The 21,258-nt window shown below is 58.7% G+C and carries 25 protein-coding genes; 9 read left to right on the forward strand and 16 right to left on the reverse strand.

Annotated elements, in window-relative coordinates; translation table 11 throughout:
* Window positions 1-2 precede the first annotated feature (2 nt).
* Window positions 3-335 carry a Na+/H+ antiporter subunit G gene (locus ACEPAJ_RS08285; protein WP_425914468.1) on the forward strand — a complete coding sequence of 111 codons (333 nt, stop codon included), beginning with the start codon at window positions 3-5 and terminating at the stop codon, window positions 333-335.
* Between the two features lie 82 nt (window positions 336-417).
* Entirely contained in the window at window positions 418-1,323 is a 906-nt protein-coding gene (locus ACEPAJ_RS08290) for a DMT family transporter (RefSeq protein ID WP_425914469.1), read from the forward strand.
* Window positions 1,324-1,415: 92 nt separating this feature from the next.
* On the opposite strand, the gene ACEPAJ_RS08295 is transcribed toward ACEPAJ_RS08290, so the two are convergent.
* The gene (locus ACEPAJ_RS08295) at window positions 1,416-2,168 is read right to left on the reverse strand and encodes a 3-oxoacyl-ACP reductase family protein (RefSeq protein WP_425914470.1); all 753 of its coding nucleotides are present in this window, start codon (window positions 2,166-2,168) and stop codon (window positions 1,416-1,418) included.
* A gap of 142 nt (window positions 2,169-2,310) precedes the next feature.
* On the opposite strand from ACEPAJ_RS08295, the gene ACEPAJ_RS08300 reads away from it, so the two are divergent.
* Window positions 2,311-3,234 (forward strand): LysR family transcriptional regulator, encoded by a 924-nt coding sequence (locus ACEPAJ_RS08300; protein ID WP_425914471.1) that lies wholly within the window; start codon window positions 2,311-2,313, stop codon window positions 3,232-3,234.
* A 30-nt stretch (window positions 3,235-3,264) separates the two neighbouring features.
* On the opposite strand, the gene ACEPAJ_RS08305 is transcribed toward ACEPAJ_RS08300, so the two are convergent.
* The 5 genes from ACEPAJ_RS08305 to ACEPAJ_RS08325 all read right to left on the reverse strand — a co-directional run bounded on the left by ACEPAJ_RS08305 (window position 3,265) and on the right by ACEPAJ_RS08325 (window position 8,013).
* Window positions 3,265-4,881, reverse strand: a complete 1,617-nt coding sequence (locus ACEPAJ_RS08305; RefSeq protein ID WP_425914472.1) for an NAD(P)/FAD-dependent oxidoreductase — start codon at window positions 4,879-4,881, stop codon at window positions 3,265-3,267.
* 144 nt (window positions 4,882-5,025) lie between these two features.
* The gene (gene gap, locus ACEPAJ_RS08310) at window positions 5,026-6,033 is read right to left on the reverse strand and encodes a type I glyceraldehyde-3-phosphate dehydrogenase (protein ID WP_425914473.1); all 1,008 of its coding nucleotides are present in this window, start codon (window positions 6,031-6,033) and stop codon (window positions 5,026-5,028) included.
* Between the two features lie 233 nt (window positions 6,034-6,266).
* A complete protein-coding gene (locus tag ACEPAJ_RS08315) occupies window positions 6,267-6,938 on the reverse strand; it encodes a COG3650 family protein (protein WP_425914474.1) in 672 nt (223 codons plus the stop codon).
* Window positions 6,939-7,281: 343 nt separating this feature from the next.
* Window positions 7,282-7,743, reverse strand: coding sequence for a methyltransferase family protein (locus tag ACEPAJ_RS08320; RefSeq protein WP_425914475.1), 462 nt, complete (start codon window positions 7,741-7,743; stop codon window positions 7,282-7,284).
* A 9-nt stretch (window positions 7,744-7,752) separates the two neighbouring features.
* Window positions 7,753-8,013, reverse strand: a complete 261-nt coding sequence (locus ACEPAJ_RS08325; RefSeq protein WP_425914476.1) for a helix-hairpin-helix domain-containing protein — start codon at window positions 8,011-8,013, stop codon at window positions 7,753-7,755.
* Between the two features lie 476 nt (window positions 8,014-8,489).
* On the opposite strand from ACEPAJ_RS08325, the gene ACEPAJ_RS08330 reads away from it, so the two are divergent.
* Entirely contained in the window at window positions 8,490-9,533 is a 1,044-nt protein-coding gene (locus ACEPAJ_RS08330; protein WP_425914477.1) for an IS110 family transposase, read from the forward strand.
* Window positions 9,534-9,770: 237 nt separating this feature from the next.
* On the opposite strand, the gene ACEPAJ_RS08335 is transcribed toward ACEPAJ_RS08330, so the two are convergent.
* Window positions 9,771-10,109 (reverse strand): chorismate mutase, encoded by a 339-nt coding sequence (locus ACEPAJ_RS08335; RefSeq protein ID WP_425914478.1) that lies wholly within the window; start codon window positions 10,107-10,109, stop codon window positions 9,771-9,773.
* A gap of 105 nt (window positions 10,110-10,214) precedes the next feature.
* The gene (locus ACEPAJ_RS08340; RefSeq protein WP_425914479.1) at window positions 10,215-10,862 is read right to left on the reverse strand and encodes a hypothetical protein; all 648 of its coding nucleotides are present in this window, start codon (window positions 10,860-10,862) and stop codon (window positions 10,215-10,217) included.
* A 384-nt stretch (window positions 10,863-11,246) separates the two neighbouring features.
* Here ACEPAJ_RS08340 and hda point away from each other — a divergent pair, with 384 nt between their 5' ends.
* Complete coding sequence (hda, locus tag ACEPAJ_RS08345) at window positions 11,247-11,951, forward strand: DnaA regulatory inactivator Hda (protein WP_274089339.1); 705 nt, start codon at window positions 11,247-11,249, stop codon at window positions 11,949-11,951.
* 44 nt (window positions 11,952-11,995) lie between these two features.
* On the opposite strand, the gene ACEPAJ_RS08350 is transcribed toward hda, so the two are convergent.
* The 3 genes from ACEPAJ_RS08350 to arsC are packed head-to-tail and all read right to left on the reverse strand — an operon-like array spanning window position 11,996 to window position 13,354.
* Window positions 11,996-12,406, reverse strand: coding sequence for a DUF2069 domain-containing protein (locus ACEPAJ_RS08350; protein WP_425914480.1), 411 nt, complete (start codon window positions 12,404-12,406; stop codon window positions 11,996-11,998).
* The gene (gene wrbA, locus ACEPAJ_RS08355) at window positions 12,399-13,004 is read right to left on the reverse strand and encodes an NAD(P)H:quinone oxidoreductase (RefSeq protein ID WP_425914481.1); all 606 of its coding nucleotides are present in this window, start codon (window positions 13,002-13,004) and stop codon (window positions 12,399-12,401) included. The genes ACEPAJ_RS08350 and wrbA overlap by 8 nt, the downstream gene beginning before the upstream one ends.
* Window positions 13,001-13,354 carry an arsenate reductase (glutaredoxin) gene (gene arsC, locus ACEPAJ_RS08360; protein WP_425914482.1) on the reverse strand — a complete coding sequence of 118 codons (354 nt, stop codon included), beginning with the start codon at window positions 13,352-13,354 and terminating at the stop codon, window positions 13,001-13,003. Before arsC ends, wrbA begins: the two co-directional genes overlap by 4 nt.
* Window positions 13,355-13,451: 97 nt before the next feature.
* On the opposite strand from arsC, the gene ACEPAJ_RS08365 reads away from it, so the two are divergent.
* Window positions 13,452-14,681 (forward strand): virulence factor BrkB family protein, encoded by a 1,230-nt coding sequence (locus tag ACEPAJ_RS08365; protein ID WP_425914483.1) that lies wholly within the window; start codon window positions 13,452-13,454, stop codon window positions 14,679-14,681.
* A gap of 164 nt (window positions 14,682-14,845) precedes the next feature.
* Window positions 14,846-15,055 (forward strand): hypothetical protein, encoded by a 210-nt coding sequence (locus ACEPAJ_RS08370; protein ID WP_425914484.1) that lies wholly within the window; start codon window positions 14,846-14,848, stop codon window positions 15,053-15,055.
* 47 nt (window positions 15,056-15,102) lie between these two features.
* Here ACEPAJ_RS08370 and ACEPAJ_RS08375 read toward each other — a convergent pair whose 3' ends face one another.
* Window positions 15,103-15,498: a hypothetical protein gene (locus tag ACEPAJ_RS08375; protein ID WP_274089333.1), complete on the reverse strand. Its 396-nt coding sequence runs from the start codon at window positions 15,496-15,498 to the stop codon at window positions 15,103-15,105.
* A gap of 138 nt (window positions 15,499-15,636) precedes the next feature.
* A complete protein-coding gene (locus ACEPAJ_RS08380; RefSeq protein ID WP_425914485.1) occupies window positions 15,637-17,046 on the reverse strand; it encodes a PilZ domain-containing protein in 1,410 nt (469 codons plus the stop codon).
* A 30-nt stretch (window positions 17,047-17,076) separates the two neighbouring features.
* Between ACEPAJ_RS08380 and ACEPAJ_RS08385 the strand changes: the two genes are divergently transcribed.
* Window positions 17,077-17,556, forward strand: coding sequence for a TlpA disulfide reductase family protein (locus ACEPAJ_RS08385; protein WP_425914486.1), 480 nt, complete (start codon window positions 17,077-17,079; stop codon window positions 17,554-17,556).
* A 4-nt stretch (window positions 17,557-17,560) separates the two neighbouring features.
* A complete protein-coding gene (locus ACEPAJ_RS08390; protein ID WP_425914487.1) occupies window positions 17,561-17,836 on the forward strand; it encodes an acylphosphatase in 276 nt (91 codons plus the stop codon).
* A 74-nt stretch (window positions 17,837-17,910) separates the two neighbouring features.
* On the opposite strand, the gene ACEPAJ_RS08395 is transcribed toward ACEPAJ_RS08390, so the two are convergent.
* Genes ACEPAJ_RS08395 through ACEPAJ_RS08405 form a run of 3 tightly spaced genes read right to left on the reverse strand, consistent with a single transcriptional unit; the run spans window position 17,911 to window position 21,186 of the window.
* Window positions 17,911-18,483 carry a transglycosylase SLT domain-containing protein gene (locus tag ACEPAJ_RS08395; RefSeq protein WP_425914488.1) on the reverse strand — a complete coding sequence of 191 codons (573 nt, stop codon included), beginning with the start codon at window positions 18,481-18,483 and terminating at the stop codon, window positions 17,911-17,913.
* Between the two features lie 7 nt (window positions 18,484-18,490).
* Complete coding sequence (locus tag ACEPAJ_RS08400; RefSeq protein ID WP_274089328.1) at window positions 18,491-19,444, reverse strand: hypothetical protein; 954 nt, start codon at window positions 19,442-19,444, stop codon at window positions 18,491-18,493.
* Window positions 19,445-19,470: 26 nt separating this feature from the next.
* On the reverse strand, window positions 19,471-21,186 hold the full coding sequence (locus tag ACEPAJ_RS08405; protein ID WP_425914489.1) for a proline--tRNA ligase: 1,716 nt from the start codon (window positions 21,184-21,186) through the stop codon (window positions 19,471-19,473).
* Window positions 21,187-21,258 lie beyond the last annotated feature (72 nt).

Raw genomic sequence — 21,258 nt, forward strand, 5'->3', positions numbered from 1 at the left:
TGATGGCTTTCTGGATCGAAGCGCTGGTGGCGCTGTTTCTCCTGCTTGGCAGTGTGTTTGCCCTGGTGGGTGCGATTGGTCTGTACCGGCTGCCGGACTTCTTTATGCGCCTGCACGGCCCGACCAAGGCCACTACCTTGGGGGTGGGCGGTATGGTGATCGCCTCGCTGATCTACTTCAGCTTTCATGGCGAGGGCGTCAGCCTGCATGAACTACTGATTGCCCTGTTTCTGTTTATCACCGCGCCTGTCAGCGCCCATATGCTGGCCAAGGCGGCCATGCAGCAGAAGCTGCACATCGACGGGAAAACCCGCGGTAGGCCCTGGGAGCAGTAAGGCCACACACTTTGCGCGGCTAACTGTATCTGTCGGCGGCGCACCGGCCCCTCTAGACTGCGTCTTTGAGCCGAGGTGGACGATGCGCGAGCAGGGCAGACGTGTGGCGGTGATCTGCCTGGTGATTGCCATGGCGCTGTGGGGCAGTTCGTTTATTGCGCTGAAACTGGCCTTTGCCGAGTTGCCGCCGTTGTGGGTGATCTTCGGTCGTATGGCCCTCGGTAGTCTGGTGTTTTTGCTGGCCTGGCGCTGGCGCGGGCAGATGCATTACCGCGCCGGTGACTGGAAGTACCTCTTGGGCCTGGCGGCCTGCGAACCCTGCCTGTATTTCCTCTTTGAAGCCCTCGCGTTGCAGCACACCAGTGCTGCCCAGGCCGGCATGGTCACGGCCTTGCTGCCGCTGCTGGTGGCGGTCGGCGCGTTTGTCTTTCTGCACGAGCGGATCAGCCGCATCACCCTGGCCGGGTTTCTTATCGCCCTGGTTGGCGCCGTCTGGCTGAGCCTGGCTGGCAGTGCCGATGAACATGCCAGTAACCCCGTGCTTGGCAACTTCTACGAGCTACTCGCCATGCTCTGTGCCGCAGGGTACACCTTGTTGCTCAAGCATCTATCGGGGCGTTATTCGCCTTTTCTGCTGACGGCCATGGTGGCGTTTGTCGGCACTCTATTCTTTCTGCCCATGGCTTTGTTGAGTGCGCCGTTGCCGACCGCTGTCAGTCTTATGGGGCTGGGCGCCATCGTCTATTTAGGCATTGTGGTCACGGTGGGCGCTTATGGCTTATACAACTTCGGCGTGAGCCGCCTGCCGGCGAGCCAAGCCTCGGGGTTTACCAACCTGATTCCGGTATTCACCTTGTTGTTCGCCATACTGCTGTTGGGCGAAAGCCTGAATGCCCTACAGATGCTGGCTGCGGCTTTGGTGTTCGCCGGCGTGCTGCTCAGCCAATGGCGCGGCACGCAGGTGATACCGGCTGGTGTACTGGATTAAGGAGCAAGGCATGAGTGATCAGCGCGCCTGGGCGCTCTAAACACTCCGGCCGCTTGCGCAACTGGAGTGTTTAGCAGTGCGGTGGTGCGTTTTCAGGCGGAAAAACCACCATCAATCATCAGGCTAGAACCGGTGATATAGCCCGCTTCCGGGCCCGCCAGATAAGCCACGAAGCTGGCAATTTCTTCGGCGCGACCGTACCGGTTGATGGCCATCAATTGCTTCAGGCTATCAGCAAACTCGCCGTTTTCTGGGTTCATGTCGGTGTCCACCGGGCCCGGTTGCAGGTTGTTTACTGTGATACCACGGCCACCCAGGTCGCGGGCCAGGCCCTTGGTCAAACCCACCAGTGCGGCCTTGCTCATGGCATATACCGCGCCACCGGCGAAGGGCATGCGCTCGGCGTTGGTGCTGCCGATATTGATGATACGGCCACCGTCGTTGAGGTGTTTGGATGCTTCCTGACTGGCGATCACCACGCTGCGCACGTTGATCGCAAGCGTGCGATCGATATCTTCGATGCTCATTTCTTCGATTGGGGCGATGGCCAGTACACCGGCGTTGTTCACCAGAATGTCCAGTTGGCCGAAGGTGCTCAGGGTTTGCTGAATAGCACCGCGAATGGCGCTCTCGCTCGCGCTGTCGGCCTTAATGGCGAGGGCTTTGCCGCCGGCGGCCTGGATTTCCTGCACCAGTGTTTCGGCGTGCTGGGCGCTCTGGCTATAGGTCAGGGCAACCGCAGCACCGTCACGCGCCAGACGTTTGGCGATGGCTGCGCCAATGCCACGGGAACCGCCTTGAATAAAAGCTACTTTGCCGTTGAGGGTAGGGGTGTTGTGAGTCATGTCGATCTCCATACAAGTAAGTTGGGGTGTCGGTACTTCTTGGTGTTGGAGTGAGTATCTGCCGTGGATTGATTTCTAATAAGCCTGTAATACGCATATGCTTTCGATCCAAACGCTATCGAATGCTCGCGGGGAATCGCCTATGGACACGCTTAATTGCATTGAATGTTTTATTCGCAGCGCCCAGTCCGGGAGCTTTGCCGAGGCCTCGCGGCGTCTGGGGCTGACGCCGGCTGCGGTCGGCAAGAATGTGGCGCGGCTAGAGGCCAGCCTGGATGTGCGACTGTTTCAGCGCAGTACGCGCAAGTTGAGTCTTACCGAGGCCGGCGAGCACTTTCTGGCCGAAGCGGCGGGTGGACTGAGTGCTCTGCAACTGGCGATGGAGAATCTCACCAGGCTGCGCAGCCAGCCGGCAGGTGTTCTGAAGGTGAGCATGGGCCTATCGTTCGGCCGTGAGTACATGGTGCCGCTGCTGGGGGAGTTTCTGCGGCGCTATCCACGCATCGTGCCGGACTGGCATTTTGATAACCGTCAGGTAGACCTGATTGCCGAAGGCTTTGATGCCGCCATTGGCGGTGGTTTCGATATTCCCCAAGGTGTGGTGGCGCGCGAGTTGGCGCCTGCCCACCGCGTATTGTTGGCGGCCCCGCAGTACCTGGAGCAGGCACCGCGATTGGATTCGCCCGCGGATCTACCTCAGCACGCCGGCATCTTGATTCGCTCACCGCAAACCGGTCGCGTGCGCCCTTGGGCCTTGCGCAACCGCGAGGGCCTGTTGGCTTCCGCAGAGATGCAAACCCGCATGACCTTCAGCGATCCGGAAGCGGCCTGCGCCGCTGCCGAGAGTGGGCTGGGCATTGCCTTGGTGAGCACCGGCCATGCCCAGATATACCTGCGCCGAGGCACAGTGCAGCGGGTATTACCGGACTGGTATGTGGATGCGGGGGCGATTTCGATCTACTTCGTCGGGCAGAAGCTATTGCCGCAAAAGACCCGCGTGTTTATCGATTTTGTCCGCGAGCAATTCCAGCAACAGGGGCTGGAAAAGCTCTTGTCAGCGCTGTGAGCGTCACGGTGTCTTGGGCGGCGCCTGCTTTCAGGCTTCGGCAATCCCCAGCATGTCTTTGATCAGCGCTTCGGCCACGCGAATACCATCGACACCGGCCGACAGAATACCGCCGGCGTAACCCGCGCCTTCGCCGGCTGGGTACAGGCCGCGCACGTTGAGGCTCTGCATGTCTGCGCCACGGGTGATGCGCAGCGGCGAGGAGGTGCGGGTTTCGATGCCGGTGAGTACCGCGTCATGCAGGTCGAAGCCTTTGATCTGCTTGCCGAAGGCTGGCAGGGCTTCGCGGATCGCCTCGATGGCGAAGTCCGGTAGGGCCAACGCCAGGTCGCCTAGTTTGATGCCGGGTTTGTAGGACGGCTCGACACTGCCCAGCGCTGTCGACGGTGTGCCAGCGATAAAGTCGCCCACCAGTTGCCCTGGCGCTTCGTAGGTGCTGCCGCCGAGCAGGTAGGCCTGCGATTCCAGGCGCTCCTGCAGCTCAACCCCCGCCAACGGGCCGCCCGGATAATCCTGCTCCGGAGTAATGCCAACGACGATACCGGCGTTGGCATTGCGCTCGTTGCGCGAGTACTGGCTCATGCCGTTGGTGACTACGCGGTTCGGCTCTGAGGTCGCCGCCACCACCGTGCCGCCCGGGCACATGCAGAAGCTGTAGACCGAGCGGCCGTTCTTGGCGTGGTGCACCAGCTTGTAGTCGGCTGCGCCCAGCTTCGGATGGCCGGCGTATTTGCCCAAGCGGGAACGGTCGATCAGCGACTGCGGGTGTTCGATGCGGAAACCGACCGAAAACGGCTTGGCTTCCATAAATACCTCGCGCTTGTACAGCATGCGGAAGGTGTCGCGCGAGCTGTGGCCGAGGGCCAGGATCACCTGACGGCTAAGAATCTGCTCGCCGCTGTCGAGCACCACGCCGCTGAGCTGACCCTCTTCAATCAGCACATCGCTGACACGCTGCTGGAAGCGCACTTCACCGCCCAGTGCCTTGATCTCTTCGCGCATGGTCGCAACCACGCCGGTCAGGCGGAAGGTGCCGATATGCGGTTTATTGACGTAGAGAATTTCCTCCGGCGCGCCGGCCTTGACGAACTCCTGCAGCACCTTGCGCCCGTAATGCTTGGGGTCTTTGATCTGGCTGTAGAGCTTGCCGTCGGAGAAGGTGCCCGCGCCGCCCTCGCCGAACTGCACGTTGGACTCAGGCTTGAGCACATTCTTGCGCCACAGGCCCCAGGTGTCCTTGGTGCGCTGGCGCACTTCGGTGCCGCGCTCCAGCACAATCGGCTTGAGCCCGGCCTGGGCGAGAATCAGCGCGGCAAAAATCCCGCACGGGCCAAAGCCGACCACCAGCGGGCGCTCGGCCAGGTCTTCTGTAGCCAGGCCGACGGGTTTGTAATCAGTGTCCGGGGTGATGCTGATATGCCGGTCATCGGCCAATGTGCTCAGCACCGTCGCTTCATCCTGCAGGCTGCAGTCGATGGTGTAGATGAAGTGTATTTCGCTGGATTTCTTGCGCGCATCGTAGCTGCGCTTGAACAGGCTGAAGTCGAGCAGCTCGCTGTCGGCAATCCCTAAACGCTGGATGATGGCTGGGCGCAGGGCCTCTTCGGGATGGTCGAGCGGCAGCTTGAGTTCGGTGATGCGTAGCATGAGGGGCGATCCACTATCAGGGCCGGAGGCAACCCGGCAACATTTTAGGACCGGCGATTATACCTGTGATCGCCGGTTCTGGGCTCAGTGGCTTCGCCCATTGGTCATGCACATCGCTCGCCTGCGCCCAGGCGGTCGCAAGGCTCAGCGTGCGTCTGGCTTCACCCAGGCGAGCATCACGTCGAGCATGCGGTTGGCGAAGGCCCACTCGTTGTCATACCAGGCCAAGACCTTGACCAGATCGCCCTGCACACGGGTGTGGCTGAGGTCGACTACGCAGGACACCGGGTAGCCATTGAAGTCGCTGGACACCAGCGCCAGCTCGTTGCATTCCATCACCCCAGCCGGCAGTTGCGCGGCACCGGCTTGCAGCGCGGCGTTGATCGCCTCACGGCTGGCTGGGCGCTCACAGGTGAAGGTCAGGTCAACTAGTGACACGTTGGGCGTTGGTACGCGCACCGACAGGCCATCCAGGCGACCCGCCAGCTCGGGTAAGACCAGGCCGATGGTTTTGGCTGCACCGGTGCTGGTGGGGATCATCGACAGCGCGGCGGCGCGGGCGCGGTACAGGTCGCTGTGGGTCTTATCCAGCAGGTTCTGGTCATTGGTATAGGAGTGAATGGTGTTGACCAGGCCCTGGCGAATGCCCACGGCCTCATGCAGCACTTTGGCCAATGGCGCCAGGCAGTTGGTGGTGCAGGAGGCGTTGGAGACAATTTGCTGATCGCCCAGCAACTGGTGGTTAACACCGTACACCACGGTCAAATCGGCGCTGTCGAGCGGATGCGAGAGCAGCACGCGCGGGCTACCGGCGCTGATGTGCTGTTCGACCAATTCGCGCTTCTTCAGTTTGCCGGTGCATTCGAGCACCAGGTCGACTGCATGCTCACGCCAGGGCAAATTCGCCACTTCACGTTCGCGCAGCAGCTGGATCGCGTGGCCATTTACGGTGAATACGTCACCGTCCAGGCTGATCTGCCCGGGGAAACGGCCGAAGGTGGAATCAAAGCGCGTCAGGTGGGCGAGGGTGCTTTGCTCACCCAGGTCATTGATCGCGGTGAGGTGGATCTGGTCTTGCAGGTTGCGCTCAAACAACGCGCGCACCAGGCAACGACCAATACGTCCATATCCATTAATAGCAATGCGCAGCATAACGATATCCCTTTGGCTGACTTCCCTTGCAGCTTAGGCCAAACGTCTACCGGCGGGCTGATCTATCTCAGCTCTCTGCGCATTGATAGCTTGCCCGCAGGCCTTTGAAAACGTAAGCGAGGCAGGTAGACAAGCTAAAAATGGCCGATGAAGCGGCGTTTACGGGTTGTAAATGAGCATGCAGGGCCGTTTTTAACGCCGTATTGCCAACGCCGGTAGTTTTCAACGGCCTGCTAGTCGTTACGCGCACCGCCGAGGTAGGCGCAGCCACGCAACACCTCGCCGTTAAGGCGCAACTCGGCGCTCATGTGCTGCACCGCGCCACTCATGCCGTCAACACAGCGCTGCGGCGCGAGCCACAGTTCAAGGCGCTGGCCGTTGGCCTCGCTGCTGAGGTTCAGGCGGCCTTCGGGCAGTTGCTCTTCCAGGTAGGGCAGCGCTTGCGGCTCTTTACCCGCACGATTGAGGACCAGGCCCTGAGTGCTTACGGCAATGCTCCAGTCCGGCTCATGGCCGCTGGCGCGCAGCAGGGTGCGGGCGAAATTGATGTCACTGCAGCCATGGCCTTCAGCCTGGACGCGATACACCTGGCTGGGGGTGAAGGTGCCGTCCATCTTAGGTTGGCTCGTGCTAGACAGCTCGCCGCGCATATCCACGTAGAGCTGCGTCGCGCCATCGCTAAACAGCTCCGCCGCGTCGCGGTTTAAGGTGGTTGCCCCGTCATGGGCGATGACGAAACTGCGTTGCTCCTGGCAGGGGCGAAACAGTAAGTCGCCGTTTGCCAGGCTGAGTTCGCCCTGCAGGCGAGTGGGCGGCGTTGAGGTGTCATTCGGTTGTTCGCTCAACAGCTGGCAGCCGGCAAACAGCGGCAACAGGGCAACGACTAAGGTACGGCTAATGCGCATGAGGCTCTCCTGACAAGAGCGAGCACGTTACCGAGGCACTTGGGGGATCACAAGCGTGCGGCAGGGATTCATTGCCTGTTGGCGAAGTCTGCACCGCGCCGCCGTATGCCTATGTGTATTGAGCTATCGATGAAGCAGTAGTAACAGGTTGCCTGCCCAACAGAGGTGCGCGCGCAGGCAAGGCGCTGGCCAATGGTCTTTCGAGCCAGTCACGGGCACTTCCTGAGGCCGTTAGGGGCGCCTGGGGCCACTTCAGGGTCGCGCACATCGGCTTATCTAACTCTTGTGGTTATATAGAACCTTACTTAGGGAAGTTACTGCAGCCGCTACCAATACGACGGGCTTAAATCCATCTGCGCACGGCGTTTTTGTAGCGCTCAAATTCTGCGCCAAACAGCATGCTCAGGGCCCGCTCCTCAGGTGCAATCTGAAAGCGGTTGATGTACAGCATGAAAACACCCACACCCAGCAGCGCCAACGGCGATGACAAAAACACCGCCCATGAAACAAGCAACAGCGCAAAGCCGACATACATCGGGTTGCGCGACACCTGATAGATACCGGAACGGACAAGCGCTGACGCCGCATCAGGCTTTAACGGATTGACAGTGGTCTGCGCACGCCGAAACGAAACAACCCCCGCCGTACAAAAGAATACGCCAGCCAAGGCAACAGCCACCGCCCCAACAATGCGCAATGCCCCAGCCACCTCAATACCCGGCGTGTAGAGGGCGATACCCCACATCGCCGCCCCGCATAGGGTGGCAATAAGCGGTGGTGGAATTTTGTTGTCTAGATTCAGCATGCCGCCTCCCTAATGCAGCTCGTGGTGCTCTACGCCTTGAAAAGACTGAGCCAGAGATATCGCCGCCGCGATAGCCGACCTGGCTTGCGGGCTATTTTTCCAACAAGTAGACCCCACAATGTCAGATGCCTTAGCCACGATATCTAATACGTTGGCCTTACTCAGATGCGCCAGTGACTCAACACCCATTTGCTCAAGCCTAGCCACAACAGTAGGGCCAACGCCTTTAACCGCCAACAACGCCTTACGCTCATGTGCTGGAAATGGCATGTATTCCTCCTTGAATAACTGGTTTTAACTGCTGGTGGATTAGTCCGTTCCAGTGAGCGAAGCGAACGGTTTTAACCAGTTGTTAGATGCTTTACTACCTAACCTGCATTGTTGTAGATGTGCAGTTGTCGTTGTTTACTGTAGACATCCAAGGATCGAATTTAGCCATACACTTTTCTACAATTAGTCCGCCTCTGCCGTCGCTGCTGATACTGGTGACAAATGGGCCAGCTCTGCTTGAGCAGCCGGAAATTACAAATACAGACAAAGCTGCAATTAATAGTGTGGTTATATTTTTCATTCTGCCTCCAATGGCGGTATGTATTATTTTGGGTGAAGTATCTAACGTTTGGTTAAGGGGCGGGCTTTAGCCCGTTCCAGTTAGCGCAGCGAACGGTTTGAATGCTGTAATGGACTCTCCCCGCACCACGGTTCTATACCTAGAACTGCGGTGACTGATCATTGGGAGAGACGTTATGAAGCGAATTGCGGTTGATCTGGCCAAGTCCGTTTACCAAGTTGCCGAGAGTGTCCGTTCCGGCCAGGTGGTGCAGCGCAAGCGGCTGAACCGAGAGGCGTTTAGGCGATATATACAGGAGCAGGGCGAGCCGGTCGAGTGGGTGATGGAGGCTTGTGGCACGGCCCATTACTGGGGGCGCGTGGCGCAGGCACTGGGCCATTCGGTAAAGCTGATCCACCCGCGCTATGTGCGCCCGTATCGGCGCCGCAACAAGACCGACCGCAACGACTGCGATGCGATGCTAGAAGCCTCGCGCTGCAAGGATATCCATCCGGTGCCGGTGAAAACCCATGAGCAGCAACAGGTGCAGCAACTGCATGGGCTGCGCGAAACCTGGAAGAAAAGCCGTACCCAGCGGATCAACCTACTGCGCGGCATCCTGCGCGAAGCGGGCATCGAAGCTCCAGCCTCTACCGCCGCTTTTATCCGTGCCGCCCATGAGTTAGTTGAGCGCCCAGAAATCGCCCCCTTGAGCCATCAACTGCATATCGTCCTGGCGGAAATCAACCTGCACGAACAGTGCATGGTCGAGTGCGAACAGCAACTCAAGCGCTGGCATGCCGACGATGAAGTGGTACGTAAACTCGATGAGGTCAGCGGTATTGGTCTGCTGACCGCCAGCGCCCTGAAAACCGCAGTAGGCAAGCCTGAGCGTTTTACTAATGGCCGCCAACTCAGCGCTTGGTTGGGCATGACACCGCGTGAATTCAGCAGCGGCGACCGACGTAAACTGGGCCACATCAGCAGACAGGGCAACGTCTATGTGCGTACCTTATTGATCCACGGTTCGCGAGCAGCCTTGCTGGCGGCACAGCGATGTCAGGCCCGCACGCCGGAGAAACTGACCCAGTTACAACGCTGGGCCGTCGAGACAGCGTCACGTATCGGCCACAACAAAGCAGCTGTGGCGCTGGCTAATAAATTGGTAAGGATTTGCTGGGCTGTGTGGTGCAACGAGCGGCGTTTCAGTGGTGACTGGCAAAGCGTAAAGCCCGCCTGACGGCGGAGCAATCAGTAAGATGTGATGGTTTTCTTGTGGTTGTGGTGAGCAGCAACACTGTCGAAACAGGCGAGTCCTGCAACGGAATAAGGCCGATAACAATCATGATCTTCGTGATCGATTGAACGCTTGGCCCCCGCTGCGCGAACTACAGAGTGGCCAGGGCAGTAAAGCCCAAAATAGGCCGGATATACGAATGCAACCGCGCTGACGACAGGGTTAGGAAAGCTTTGCTCACTACTTGTGGGAAGAGTCCATATACCACTTGTTAGGGTTCCCACGATTTTCGTTAAGCCGCGAGTGCTCTTTAAGCTCTGCCTCAATAAAAGCCGAAATCATGGCACGGTAGACGCTTTCTACTACCGCAGAGTTAGCTCCTTGCTCTTGTGCAAGTGATATTACTTTTGAAATTACTTGTTCTACCCGGTTGGGTGCTTTTACTTCGCTTGTTGTCTTTTTGAATGATGCTGCTTGGGTGACAAAATTACCGCGTGCTGCGAGTAATGCCACGATTTCGCGATCTATGTTGTCGATGTTTTCGCGGACTTCGTTTAGTGAATTACAGCTGACATCCATGTGCGTCGTACTCCTATTTTTGCTCTGACCCTAACGTTTGGTTAAGGGGCGGGCTTTAGCCCGTCCCAGTGAGCGAAGCGAGCGGTTTGAACCACTAGTTAGGTTTCACTTTAGCGTAAGGAAAAGATTACTTACTGCGCGACTAATTAGCAGAATACTGCGTGACATTGTATTAAAAGGGAAAGGTATTTCGTCAATAAGGTCATCAACCGTTATCGGTTGGCGGCTTGCAGATGTAATTATTTCTTTAAGTTGTGCAACATTTGGATTCTCCTCAATTTCCTCATTAAGCGCTGCAAGTTTGAGCGATACCTCTTGTGCTTTACGGAGGTGTTCACTTAGTCGCGGACTACACTCAACTTCATCAAGGATTTGTCTTTCGTGGTAAGAGTATTGCTCTTTTAGAAAAAGAGCTAAGCTGGCTTTTTTAACCAGAAGTTCCATTTCTTGTTTCTTTATCTCAAGGCCGCCTATTTCTTCTTTGGTTTTAGAGCGGGCAGCTTCGAGTGCTTGTAACTGTGCTGCTGTTTCCGTCATCGATCTCAGCGCATCTAGTTCGATAGCCTGAACATCTGATTTTGATATTGCTGGCCTCGTCAAGGCAAATAAGCCAGCAACTGAAGCAAGGCCGCCAACAATCCCAGCGTAGGCGAAATAGTCCTCTTTCTTTAGCAAGTCAAATGAAACAGCAATCCAACCACCGATAAAATAGACAATGCATAGTAAAATTACAGCAGCAAATATTCGGCGCATGATATTCCTGTGTGATACCTAACTATTATTAGGCGACATTGGTGTCGCATAACGCACCTTGAGGTGTCTGATAACGTTCCTTGTCACGCACTAAGCCCTTGAATTCCTGCGGTTGCGAATAACGACAGCGAAACCGGTGGGGTGAAAAGCGACATGAGGCAAGCCCGAGTGCCTTACTACGGCACGCTGTGGCTAGAAACTACTGATAGGGCATGCGCCTGTCTAGCCAGCTGTCGGAAATCGTCAAGGCTTGGCGGTTAGGGGGCTGGCAGCATCCAGTAACGACTCGCGTTATCCATCAATGACTTAGCGAGCAGAAGGCTATAAACTTTCGGCTCTTTACGGTGAGCCAGCCTGCGGTTCCGACGAGCCGCCCAACCCAGCATGACACCCATACAACTGCCTTTAGGTGTGCGTCTGCGTGATGACGCCACTTTCGCCAACTACTACCCCGGAGCCAACGCTGCGGCGCTTGGCTATGTCGAGCGTCTGTGCGAGGCCGATGCGGGCTGGACGGAAAGCCTGATCTATCTGTGGGGCGCTCAAGGTGTGGGCTGCAGCCATTTGTTGCAGGCCGCTTGTTTGCGCTTTGAGCAGCGCGGCGAGCCGGCGGTTTACTTGCCGCTGGCGGAGTTAGTCAGTTACGGCCCGGCGCTGTTGGATAATCTGGAGCGCTACGAGCTGGTCTGCCTGGATAACCTGGATGCGGTGGTCGGTGACAGCGAGTGGGAAGAGGCGCTGTTTCACCTGTTTAACCGTTTGCGTGACAGTGGCCGGCGCTTGTTGCTGGCTGCCAGCGCTTCGCCGCGTGAGTTACCGGTCAAGCTGGCTGACTTGCAATCGCGCCTGACCCTGGCGCTGGTGTTTCAGTTGCGCTCACTGTCTGATGAAGACAAGTTGCGTGCTTTGCAGCTGCGCGCCTCGCGCCGTGGCTTGCACCTGAGTGATGAGGTTGGGCGCTTTATCCTGACGCGTGGCGAGCGCAGCATGAACGCTTTGTTCGACTTGCTGGAGCGGCTGGATCAGGCATCGCTTCAGGCGCAGCGCAAGCTGACGATTCCCTTCCTTAAAGAAACCCTAGGCTGGTAAGCCTGATTGAGCGTCGGGTCACGCTCAATCAGCACCGTTAAGGCTTAGTTTTCCCCAGCCAACTTGCGCTCGTACTGAAAACGCCAGCGGGTGAACATCAGTGCGGCGCAGAACAGGCTAAAGCTCAGCCCGGTTAGCAGCCAACCGTATAGCGCCTTGCTCGGGTCGAAGGCGGCGAGTACGCCCTGGATAAAGTACAGGTTCACCACAAAGCAGGCCCAGGCATGGGCGCGGGCGTTGCCGAGGATTATGCCGGGGGCCAGCAGCAGCAGTGGTATGAGCTGAGCGCCCAGCACTACCCAGAGCAGTTTGCCGGGGACGTTGGCGAACCACAGGTTCCACACCACCAGTAACGTGCCGAGGCCAAAAAAACTCAGCAAGCTGGCGGCGCGGCTGATGTTCAGGCGCGGCTGGAGCCATTCCAGTGTGGGCAACGGTTTTGCGGTTTTAGCCACGGGTGCTCTCCAGTTTTGCCGCGGTTTGCGCCAGGCGTTGGCCGAGTGCGCGGCACAGGGCGGTTTCATGTTCATCGAGGGCGCGCTTACTGTCGGCTCCGGCGTGATGGCTGGCGCCATAAGGCGTGCCGCCGCCACGGGTTTCCAGTAACGCGGCTTCGCTGTAGGGCAGACCGGTGATCAGCATGCCGTGGTGTAGCAGCGGAAGCAGCATCGACAGCAGGGTGGTTTCTTGACCGCCATGCAGGCTGGCGGTCGAGGTGAAGACGCCAGCGGGTTTGTCGACCAGGGCTCCGGTCAGCCACAGGCCGCTGGTGCCGTCGAGGAAGTACTTGAGCGGCGCGGCCATATTGCCAAAGCGGGTTGGGCTGCCAAGCGCGAGGCCGGCGCAGTTCTTCAGGTCATCCAGGCTGGCGTACAGTGCGCCTTCTGCTGGGATGTCTGCGGCGACGGCTTCGCACTCGGTTGATACCGCGGGCACGGTGCGCAGGCGTGCTTGCAAACCGCCCATCTCCACGCCGCGAGCAATCTGACGGGCCATTTCAGCGGTTGCGCCGTGGCGGCTGTAATACAACACCAGGATGTAGGGGGCGCTCACGGCAGAATCTCCAGGATATTTTCCGGTGGGCGGCCGATAACGGCTTTTTCACCCACTACCAAAATAGGGCGCTCAATCAGCTTTGGCTGAGCGGCCATGGCCTCAATCAACTGGGCGTCCGTAAGGTTTGGGTCGCTCAGGCCGAGGCTCTTGTATTCCTCTTCGCCGCTGCGCAGCAGTTGTCGCGCAGGGATGCCGAGCTTACCCAGCAGGTCCTGCAGTTGTGCGGCGCTCAGGGGCGTTTCCAGGTAGCGCACGATGGCTGGGTTGAGCCCGCGCTCTTCCAGCAGTTGCAATGCGCTGCGTGATTTTGAGCAGCGCGGATTATGGTAGAGCGTCATAGCAGCCATGTTCGGGTCGCCTGTTACCGTTGATGGCGGCTATTCTAACCGCTATCGGCATCCGCGCCTGTAGCAGGTTGCGCGGTCAAATAGCTAAGGAGAAGGCATGCTGCAGCGGATTACTGAACTGTGGGACTTTTGGCGTTTTTTGCTGCAGCGGTTTATCGCTGATCAGGGGACAAATAGTGCTGCGGCGCTGACCTACACCACGTTGTTTGCCGTGGTGCCGATGATGACGGTGACATTCTCCATGCTCTCGGCCATTCCCGCGTTTCAGGGCACTGGCGAGCAGATCCAGAGTTTTATCTTCCGCAATTTCGTGCCTTCTGCGGGTGAAACCCTGCAGCAATATCTACGCGAATTTACGACCCAGGCGCGCCAGCTGACGTGGGTGGGGGTGGCGGTGTTGGCTGGCACTGCGTTCTGGATGCTGGTGACCATCGAGAAGACCTTTAATACCATTTGGCGTGTGCGCCAGCCGCGCCGGGGTGTGTCGAGCTTCCTGCTGTACTGGGCCATTCTCAGCCTGGGGCCACTGCTGCTTGGGGGCGGCTTTGCCATCAGTACCTATTTCACCTCGCTGTCGCTGATTTCCGGGCCTGACGCCTTGCTGGGTGTGCAGGCGTTACTGAAGTTCATGCCATTAGTGTTTAGCGTGGCCGCGTTCACCCTGCTGTATGCCACGGTGCCGAATGCGCAGGTGCCGATGCGCCATGCGCTGTTGGGCGGGTTATTTGCGGCGATCCTGTTTGAAGTGGCGAAGATGCTGTTTGGGTTGTATGTGCGTTTGTTCCCCGGCTATCAGTTGATCTACGGCGCGTTTGCCACGGTGCCGCTGTTTCTCTTATGGATCTATCTGTCCTGGCTGATTGTTCTGTTTGGCGCTGAGCTGGTCTGCAATCTGGGGTTTTCCCAGCAATGGCGTAAGCGCGCGATGCCGCGTTTGTTGATGGCGCTCGGTGTTTTGCGTGTGTTCTATGAGCGTCAGCAGTCGGGTTTAAAGGTGCGTTTGCGGGATGTGCAGCGTCAAGGTTGGCTGCTGGCAGAGCATGAGTGGGAAGAGATTTTGGTTTTCCTTGAACAGCAGAAGCTGATCGCGCCGACCGGCTCGGGTACCTGGGTGTTGAGCCGTGACCTCGGCCATTACTCCTTGCAGCAATTGCTCAGCCACAGTCCTTGGCCGCTGCCGAGGGTGGAGAACTTGCCCGAGCAGCTTGATGAAGCGTGGTATCCGGCGTTGCACGCGGGGCTGGAGAAGTTACAGGATGAGCAGGCTGCACTCTTTGCTGAAGACCTCGCGCAATGGCTACAGCCCGAGGCTCAGTCGTCGAAGTGACGTAAAACGTCAGTTTACGGCGCTGCGCTGGCGGCACACACGGCGACTGGCGACCATGGAGGTCGCCAAATGTGGTTATACGGAAGCTGGCACGTTTCTGGCTATCTGCCATGTAGATAGCAATCGGTGCCAGCAGGGCAGGGATTGGCAGAGTGTGAGACGTTATGACAGCCAGCAAAGGCAAAGTGATTCATCTGCATCAGCGTGACCCTCAAGAGGCCCTTGAGCGCCTCAACCGTATTACCGGCCTGCGCTTTAGCTGCTGGCCGCAGTCGCTGGTTGATACCTCGACAGCCGCGGATCAAACCTCAGCAACAGCTGTGCAGCCCGACCCAGCCGAGGCGTGCGGGCCTGCGGAGAGGCTGTCGCGCTAAACGCAAAACCCCGCGTCAGTGCGCGGGGTTTCTACTGTTGGGCAAGGCTAGTGTGCCAGCGCGTGGCGGCTATCGGCCTGCGACAACTCAACTGCTTGAACGAAGAGCTCTTCGACGACCAAGCTGGTCGCGGGAACAGCAGAGCGCAGGCGCACCTGCATCTCCTCAATTTTCAGCTTGACCGGCAGCCGGGCAATGCTGGAAAGCAGAATCTTGCTGTGCTGATTGACCTTGCCGTGATCGACCATCACTTCGCGGCGGGCAGTGCCGTCGCGGTAGCTGATTAGCAAGGAAACGGGCAGGTTTGCCAGCCCTGGTAGGTGTAGCCAAGCCGCTACGTTGAACTCTGCGACGCGCCCTTCGTAAGGGGTGACCTGTAAGCGGGCGAGATTGACGATGGCAGATGGCACGGGGCCGACCAACTTATCGAGGGCTTGGGTCATGGTTGTGTTCCAGGCTAATAACAGATCGCATCATGCGTGAGTGCGAAGGATTATAAGCTCGGCTTTCTGGATGAGACTGTGCGCTCGGCCGATGTTCGGCGTGACCTTTCTCGCAGTTTTAGCGCGTGGGCAATAGCGTTAGGCCAGCTGCATCGGATAGCGAGTGACGGATGCCGAGACCAGGTTGGCCGCCGGCAGTTGGAGGATGGCTTGGTTATGCGCGTTGGCTAGCTGCAGCCAGATACTTTCCCCTGCAACGAACTGCCCATTGGGCAGCCACAAGCCGTGGTGCCAGCCGTTACCCGGTGCCGGGGTGCTTTGTAGTACGCCTGGATGAGTTTGTGCGCTGGGTGCGCGACGCAGCCAGACTGGGCGCGGCAAACCTTTGAGGTAACGCAGGCCCAGGTGCAGGCCTTCGCTATTGAGATGGCGCCAGCGCACCAGGGCCAGGGTCGGTGTATCGCTGCCGGTGAGCAGCAATACCAGCTGGCCAATCGACAGCTGCGCCGCCTGGTCGGCATTGCACAGTAAGCGTGCGCCGCCTGGGCTGGCATCCTGCATTTGCGCGCTGGTGCGCAGCGGGCGCTGCTCCAGCAGTTGGGCATGAATAGCGCTAAGCCCCACGACCAGGCTGCATTCGCTGCGTTGATCGGCGCGGGTATGGCGACGCTGTTGGCGAATCAACCAATGTTGCTGTACACGCTCTAGCACCTGGCGCTCAGCAGGGCTTTGCAGGGGCGCAGGATCATGCAAGGCGACCAGCAAGGCGCCCAGCTCGAAACGGCGTAAATAATCAGCGCTGCCTTCCGGCGTCTGGGCGTAGCTCAGGCAGGGTTGGGCTTCGGTCAGGTCGATGGTAGGCCCTTCGACTTCATCGTCTTCATCCCAGGGCAGTAACCGCGCCAGCCCGGCCAGCGGTGAGAGTGCTCCGAATAGTAGTGCGCATTCACCTTCAGCCAGGTGGAATGGGTTGCTCAGGGCCAGCAACAGCATTTGCTGGTAGAGACCGCGCAGGGTGCTCGCCGGCTGCGGGGTAAAGGCGGCCGCCACTGGCTCATCCAGGCAGTCCTGATGCTCACCAATCCAATACAGCAAGTGGCTGTCCCGCCACAGGCTGGGCGAGGGCTCCTGATACAGCTGATAGTGGCGCAGCAAGCTCTGCGCGAGAAAGTGCTGAGCCATGTACAAACACCACGCCAGATGGGGGCGTGATGGCTGACGACCTTGCAGGATTTGCAGAAGCAGGCGTTTGAAGCCGATGGCCAGCTCATTGCACAGGCGCACAAACAATGCAGTCGGTGGATGCTCGCCTTGGTAAGCCTTGCAGTAGTGCCGGTACTGGTCGCTGAAGCTTTGCAGGGCGCGTTGCCTTTCGAGTAAGGTCATGGCACTGCGGTTTAGCCTGAAGAGCAAGCTGAGCACTTGCTGCAAGGCCGGGTCTACTGGCTGCAGGCGAGCTTGGGCCAGTTGCTCGTTGAGGTCGGCGAGTGATCCGACGTCTGTCTCGAGGATGTCTGGCACTTCCAGGCGCAAGGCATCTAATGTCATATCAACCTTATGGAATCAGGGAGCGAATGCATGGTTATGCGTTTCCAGGCGGTCATTCGTGCTGTTGCGGGCATAGGTTTAGGGCTGATGCTGGCCGGTTGCGCTGAAGATATAGGCGTCGATCAATATGGACGAAAGGTAGCGGCTGAGCGACTGGAAGGCCAGTGGTTAGTGATTAATTACTGGGCTCAGTGGTGCGCGCCGTGTCGTACCGAGATTCCCGAACTCAACACCTTAGAGAAGCAGCTCAAAGCTCAATCCGTGCAGGTGCTTGGGGTGAATTTTGACGCGCTGCAGGGCGATAAGCTCAGTCAGGCGGCGCAAGACATGGGGATCACCTTCACGGTACTTGCGCAGGACCCCGCCGAGCGTTATCAGTTACCGCGCGCCGAGGTGCTGCCGGTGACCTATATCGTCGACCCGCAGGGCCTTATGCGTGAGCGTCTGGTCGGTGAGCAAACCGCAGCGGGCCTCAGCGCCCGTCTGGCGGCACTCAAGGCGGAGGGGTAGAACCATGGCGCGTGTGTGTAGGCATGGCTATGTCAGCGGTCGTGTTCAAGGGGTGTACTTCCGTCAGGCGACTGCGGCGCAGGCTGAGCGTCTTGACCTCGATGGTTGGGTGCGCAATCTGGCAGACGGGCGTGTTGAGGTGCTGTTCGAGGGCGAAGAAGCGGCTGTGGACGAGTTGGCGAGCTGGTTACAGCAGGGGCCTGAGGCTGCCGAAGTGACCGCTCTGGAGTTGCAAGAGCGGGCGCTGCAGGGCGTTGCCGGCTTTATCGTGCGGCGTTGAAGCGTATTGCCGATCTGTGGCGCTGAAACAGGCCGGCAGCTGGCGAGGTTGTCCTACCGGTGCTGTGCGCCAACTCAGGGTTTGACGTACCAGAAGTCGTGCCAGAAGCCGACCACCTTGGCTGAGTAGGTGTGTTTGCCCAGGCTGCCGTTGTAGCGTGCGAGGGCGCGGTTGAGATCGCCGTTTTCCTTGCGTAAATAGAAGCTCAAGATGGTACAGCCGTAGCGCAGGTTGGTGGCGTTTTCGGTGAGGTTATCCTGTGGGCGGCCCAATTCTGCCTTCCAGAAGGGCATCACCTGCATCATGCCCTGGGCGCCTACTGAGGAAATGGCAAAGCGATCAAAATGGCTTTCGGCGTGAATCAACGCAATCACCAAATCCGGGCGCAAGCCTGCCTTACTGGCCTCGCGATGCACCAGCCTGAGTAGGCTTAGGCGTTCCTCGGCATTCGGAATATAACGGCGCATGCGTGTGGACATGTCCAGCAGCCACACCTCGGCATCGAACCGATCCTGAAAGCTATCCGCCTGGGCCACGGTCTGTTGCAGCAATGTACGCAACTCGGGCTCTGGCGCCTGGCGTACGTCGGCCAGCCCGGCACTGCAGAGCATTAGGCCGAGAAGGGCGCAGATCAGGCGCTGCCGCATGCGCCTGTTAGTCGTTGCCTGGGTCGGCGACCAGGCGGCCGGCGTCCTTGGTCAAGGACAAGAGGAAGATCTTCTGTAGCTCCGGGTCGTTGCGCGTCAGCTCAATCAGGCTCTGCTCCAGCTCGCTGGCTTCTTCTTCGAGGCCTAGCTCTGACAGACGCTTGACCCGGTGCACCCACTGAGCAACGTCATCGTCTTCGAGGTCGCTGTAAATCAGCTCATGGGCTTCTTGTAGCTTGCCGCGCAAGGTGCGGCTGACCAGCAGTGAGGCGTCGGCACGTGCCGAACCTTGGTCATCCTCAACCGTCAGCAGCAGAGTGCTGATACGCGTGACATCCTGCTCGGCAAACGGGCTGTCGAGCAGGTTCAGGCGCAGGATGCCGTTGCGGTCGGTCAGCAGCTCGTGGCTCTGCTCGCCTGCTTTAACCACTACCGGGCGCTCGGCCCAGGGTAGGCTGGAATACTCCATCCGGGCGTCCTGTCGGTGCTCTTCAAGGCTGGCCAGGCTCTGTTGCGAACGGCCATTGGACTCGACGTTTATCGCTGGGTTAAGACCCGCAAAGCCGTAACTGATCCAGTCCTTGGTGACGCTATCAGGCAGGCTGCCGAGCAGTACCACGTTCAACACGTTGGCTCCGATGCCGCCGACCACTGCCAGTGCGCCGAGCGGTATCTCATACAGCTCGCGCCAAGGCTGGTAAGGGGTGTAGCGGTCATAGCGGCGGGTTACGTTAAATGCCGTGACCTCAAAGGTCTTTTGTTCATGCACGCGCACGCGGCGCTGCGGCAGCTCCAGTACGCGTGGCTCGCCAACATCGATCTGCAGGCTGTGGTCGAGTAATTTGCGCTCGATGCGCTCCTCGTGCTCGCTGCGCTGCGGTAACTGGTTGGCGCAACCACTGAGAAGCAAGCTGCCACCCAGAAGGGTGGCAGTAAGGCTGAGGGCGTTTCGCTTGAACATGACGGCTCTTGCTAAAAGGGCTGAAATCAGTGGCTGATACGGGCCTGGATAACACTCAGGATGTCAGCCACAGGCACAGCCTGGGCTTCGGTTTCCTTGCGGCTCTTATATTCCAGGTTACCTTCGGCCAGGCCACGGTCGCTGACGACGATGCGGTGTGGGATGCCGATCAGTTCCATGTCGGCAAATTTAATGCCTGGGCTGGTCTTTTTGTCACGGTCATCCAGCAAGACTTCGAAGCCTGCCGCGGTCAGCTCGGCATAGAGCTTGTCGGTCGCTTCACGCACGGCTTCAGTCTCATAGCGCAGCGGCACCAGGGCTATTTGGAACGGTGCGAGGGCGTCATTCCAGAGAATGCCGCGCTCATCATTGTTCTGCTCGATAGCTGCCGCTACAACGCGGGAAACACCAATGCCGTAACAGCCCATGGTCAGTGTTACCGGCTTGCCGTTCTCGCCGAGGACCTGGCAGTTCAGCGCTTCACTGTATTTAGTGCCGAGCTGGAAGATATGCCCGACTTCGATGCCGCGCTTGATTTCCAGCGTGCCTTGGCCATCCGGGCTTGGGTCGCCGGCCAGAACGTTGCGCAGGTCGGCAACTTCCGGCAGTGGCAGGTCACGCTCCCAGTTGACGCCGAAATAGTGCTTGTCGTCGATGTTGGCACCTGAAGCGAAATCGCTCATCAGGGCAACCGAGCGGTCGATGACGCAAGGGATTGGCAGGTTGATGGGCCCCAGCGAGCCAGGACCTGCGCCGATGGTGGCGCGAATTTCAGCTTCGCTGGCCATAACCAGTGGGCTGGCAACCAGCTCCAAGTTCGCGGCCTTGATCTCATTGAGTTCATGGTCGCCGCGTACGATCAAAGCGATCAGCGTGCCTTCTTTAGCACCGTGCACGATGAGGGTTTTAATGGTTTTCTCGATCGCAATATCGAACCCCTGAACCAGCGCATCAATGGTCTTGGTGTCTGGGGTGTCGACCAGACGCATGGCTTCGCATGCGTCAGCGCGGACGGTTTCACGAGGCAGTGCTTCGGCTTTTTCGATATTGGCGGCGTAGTCGGAGGCGTTGCTGAAGGCGATATCGTCTTCACCCGACTCGGCCAGCACATGGAACTCATGGGAGCCGGTACCGCCGATAGAGCCTGTATCCGCCTGTACAGGGCGGAAGTTAAGGCCCAGACGCGTGAATACGTTGCAGTAGGCCTGGTGCATGCGATCGTAGGTTTGTTGCAGCGAAGCCTGATCAACGTGGAACGAGTAAGCATCCTTCATGATGAACTCGCGGCCACGCATCACACCGAAGCGCGGACGCGTTTCGTCACGGAACTTGGTTTGGATCTGGTACAGGTTGATCGGCAGCTGCTTGTAGCTATTCAGCTCGTTGCGCGCCAAATCGGTGATCACTTCTTCGTGGGTCGGGCCGGCGCAGAAGTCACGACCATGGCGGTCCTTCATGCGCAGCAGTTCAGGGCCGTATTGCTCCCAGCGGCCTGACTCTTGCCACAGTTCGGCGGGCTGGATGCCAGGCATCAGCACTTCCAGCGCGCCGGCGGCATTCATTTCCTCGCGAACAACTTTCTCAACCTTGCGCAACACACGCAGGCCCATGGGCAGCCAGGTGTAGAGGCCAGAAGCCAATTTGCGGATCATGCCGGCACGTAGCATCAACTGATGGCTGATCACTACGGCATCGGAAGGGTTTTCTTTAAGGGTCGAGAGCAGGAACTGGCTAGTACGCATATTTGGCTGTTCTGTCGTTTGCAAGAGGATTTCAATGGTCGGCATTGTACGGTGCCTGTACAGATGCGTACA

This window comes from Pseudomonas sp. GWSMS-1, from assembly GCF_049847425.1.
Classification (GTDB): Bacteria; Pseudomonadota; Gammaproteobacteria; order Pseudomonadales; family Pseudomonadaceae; genus Aquipseudomonas.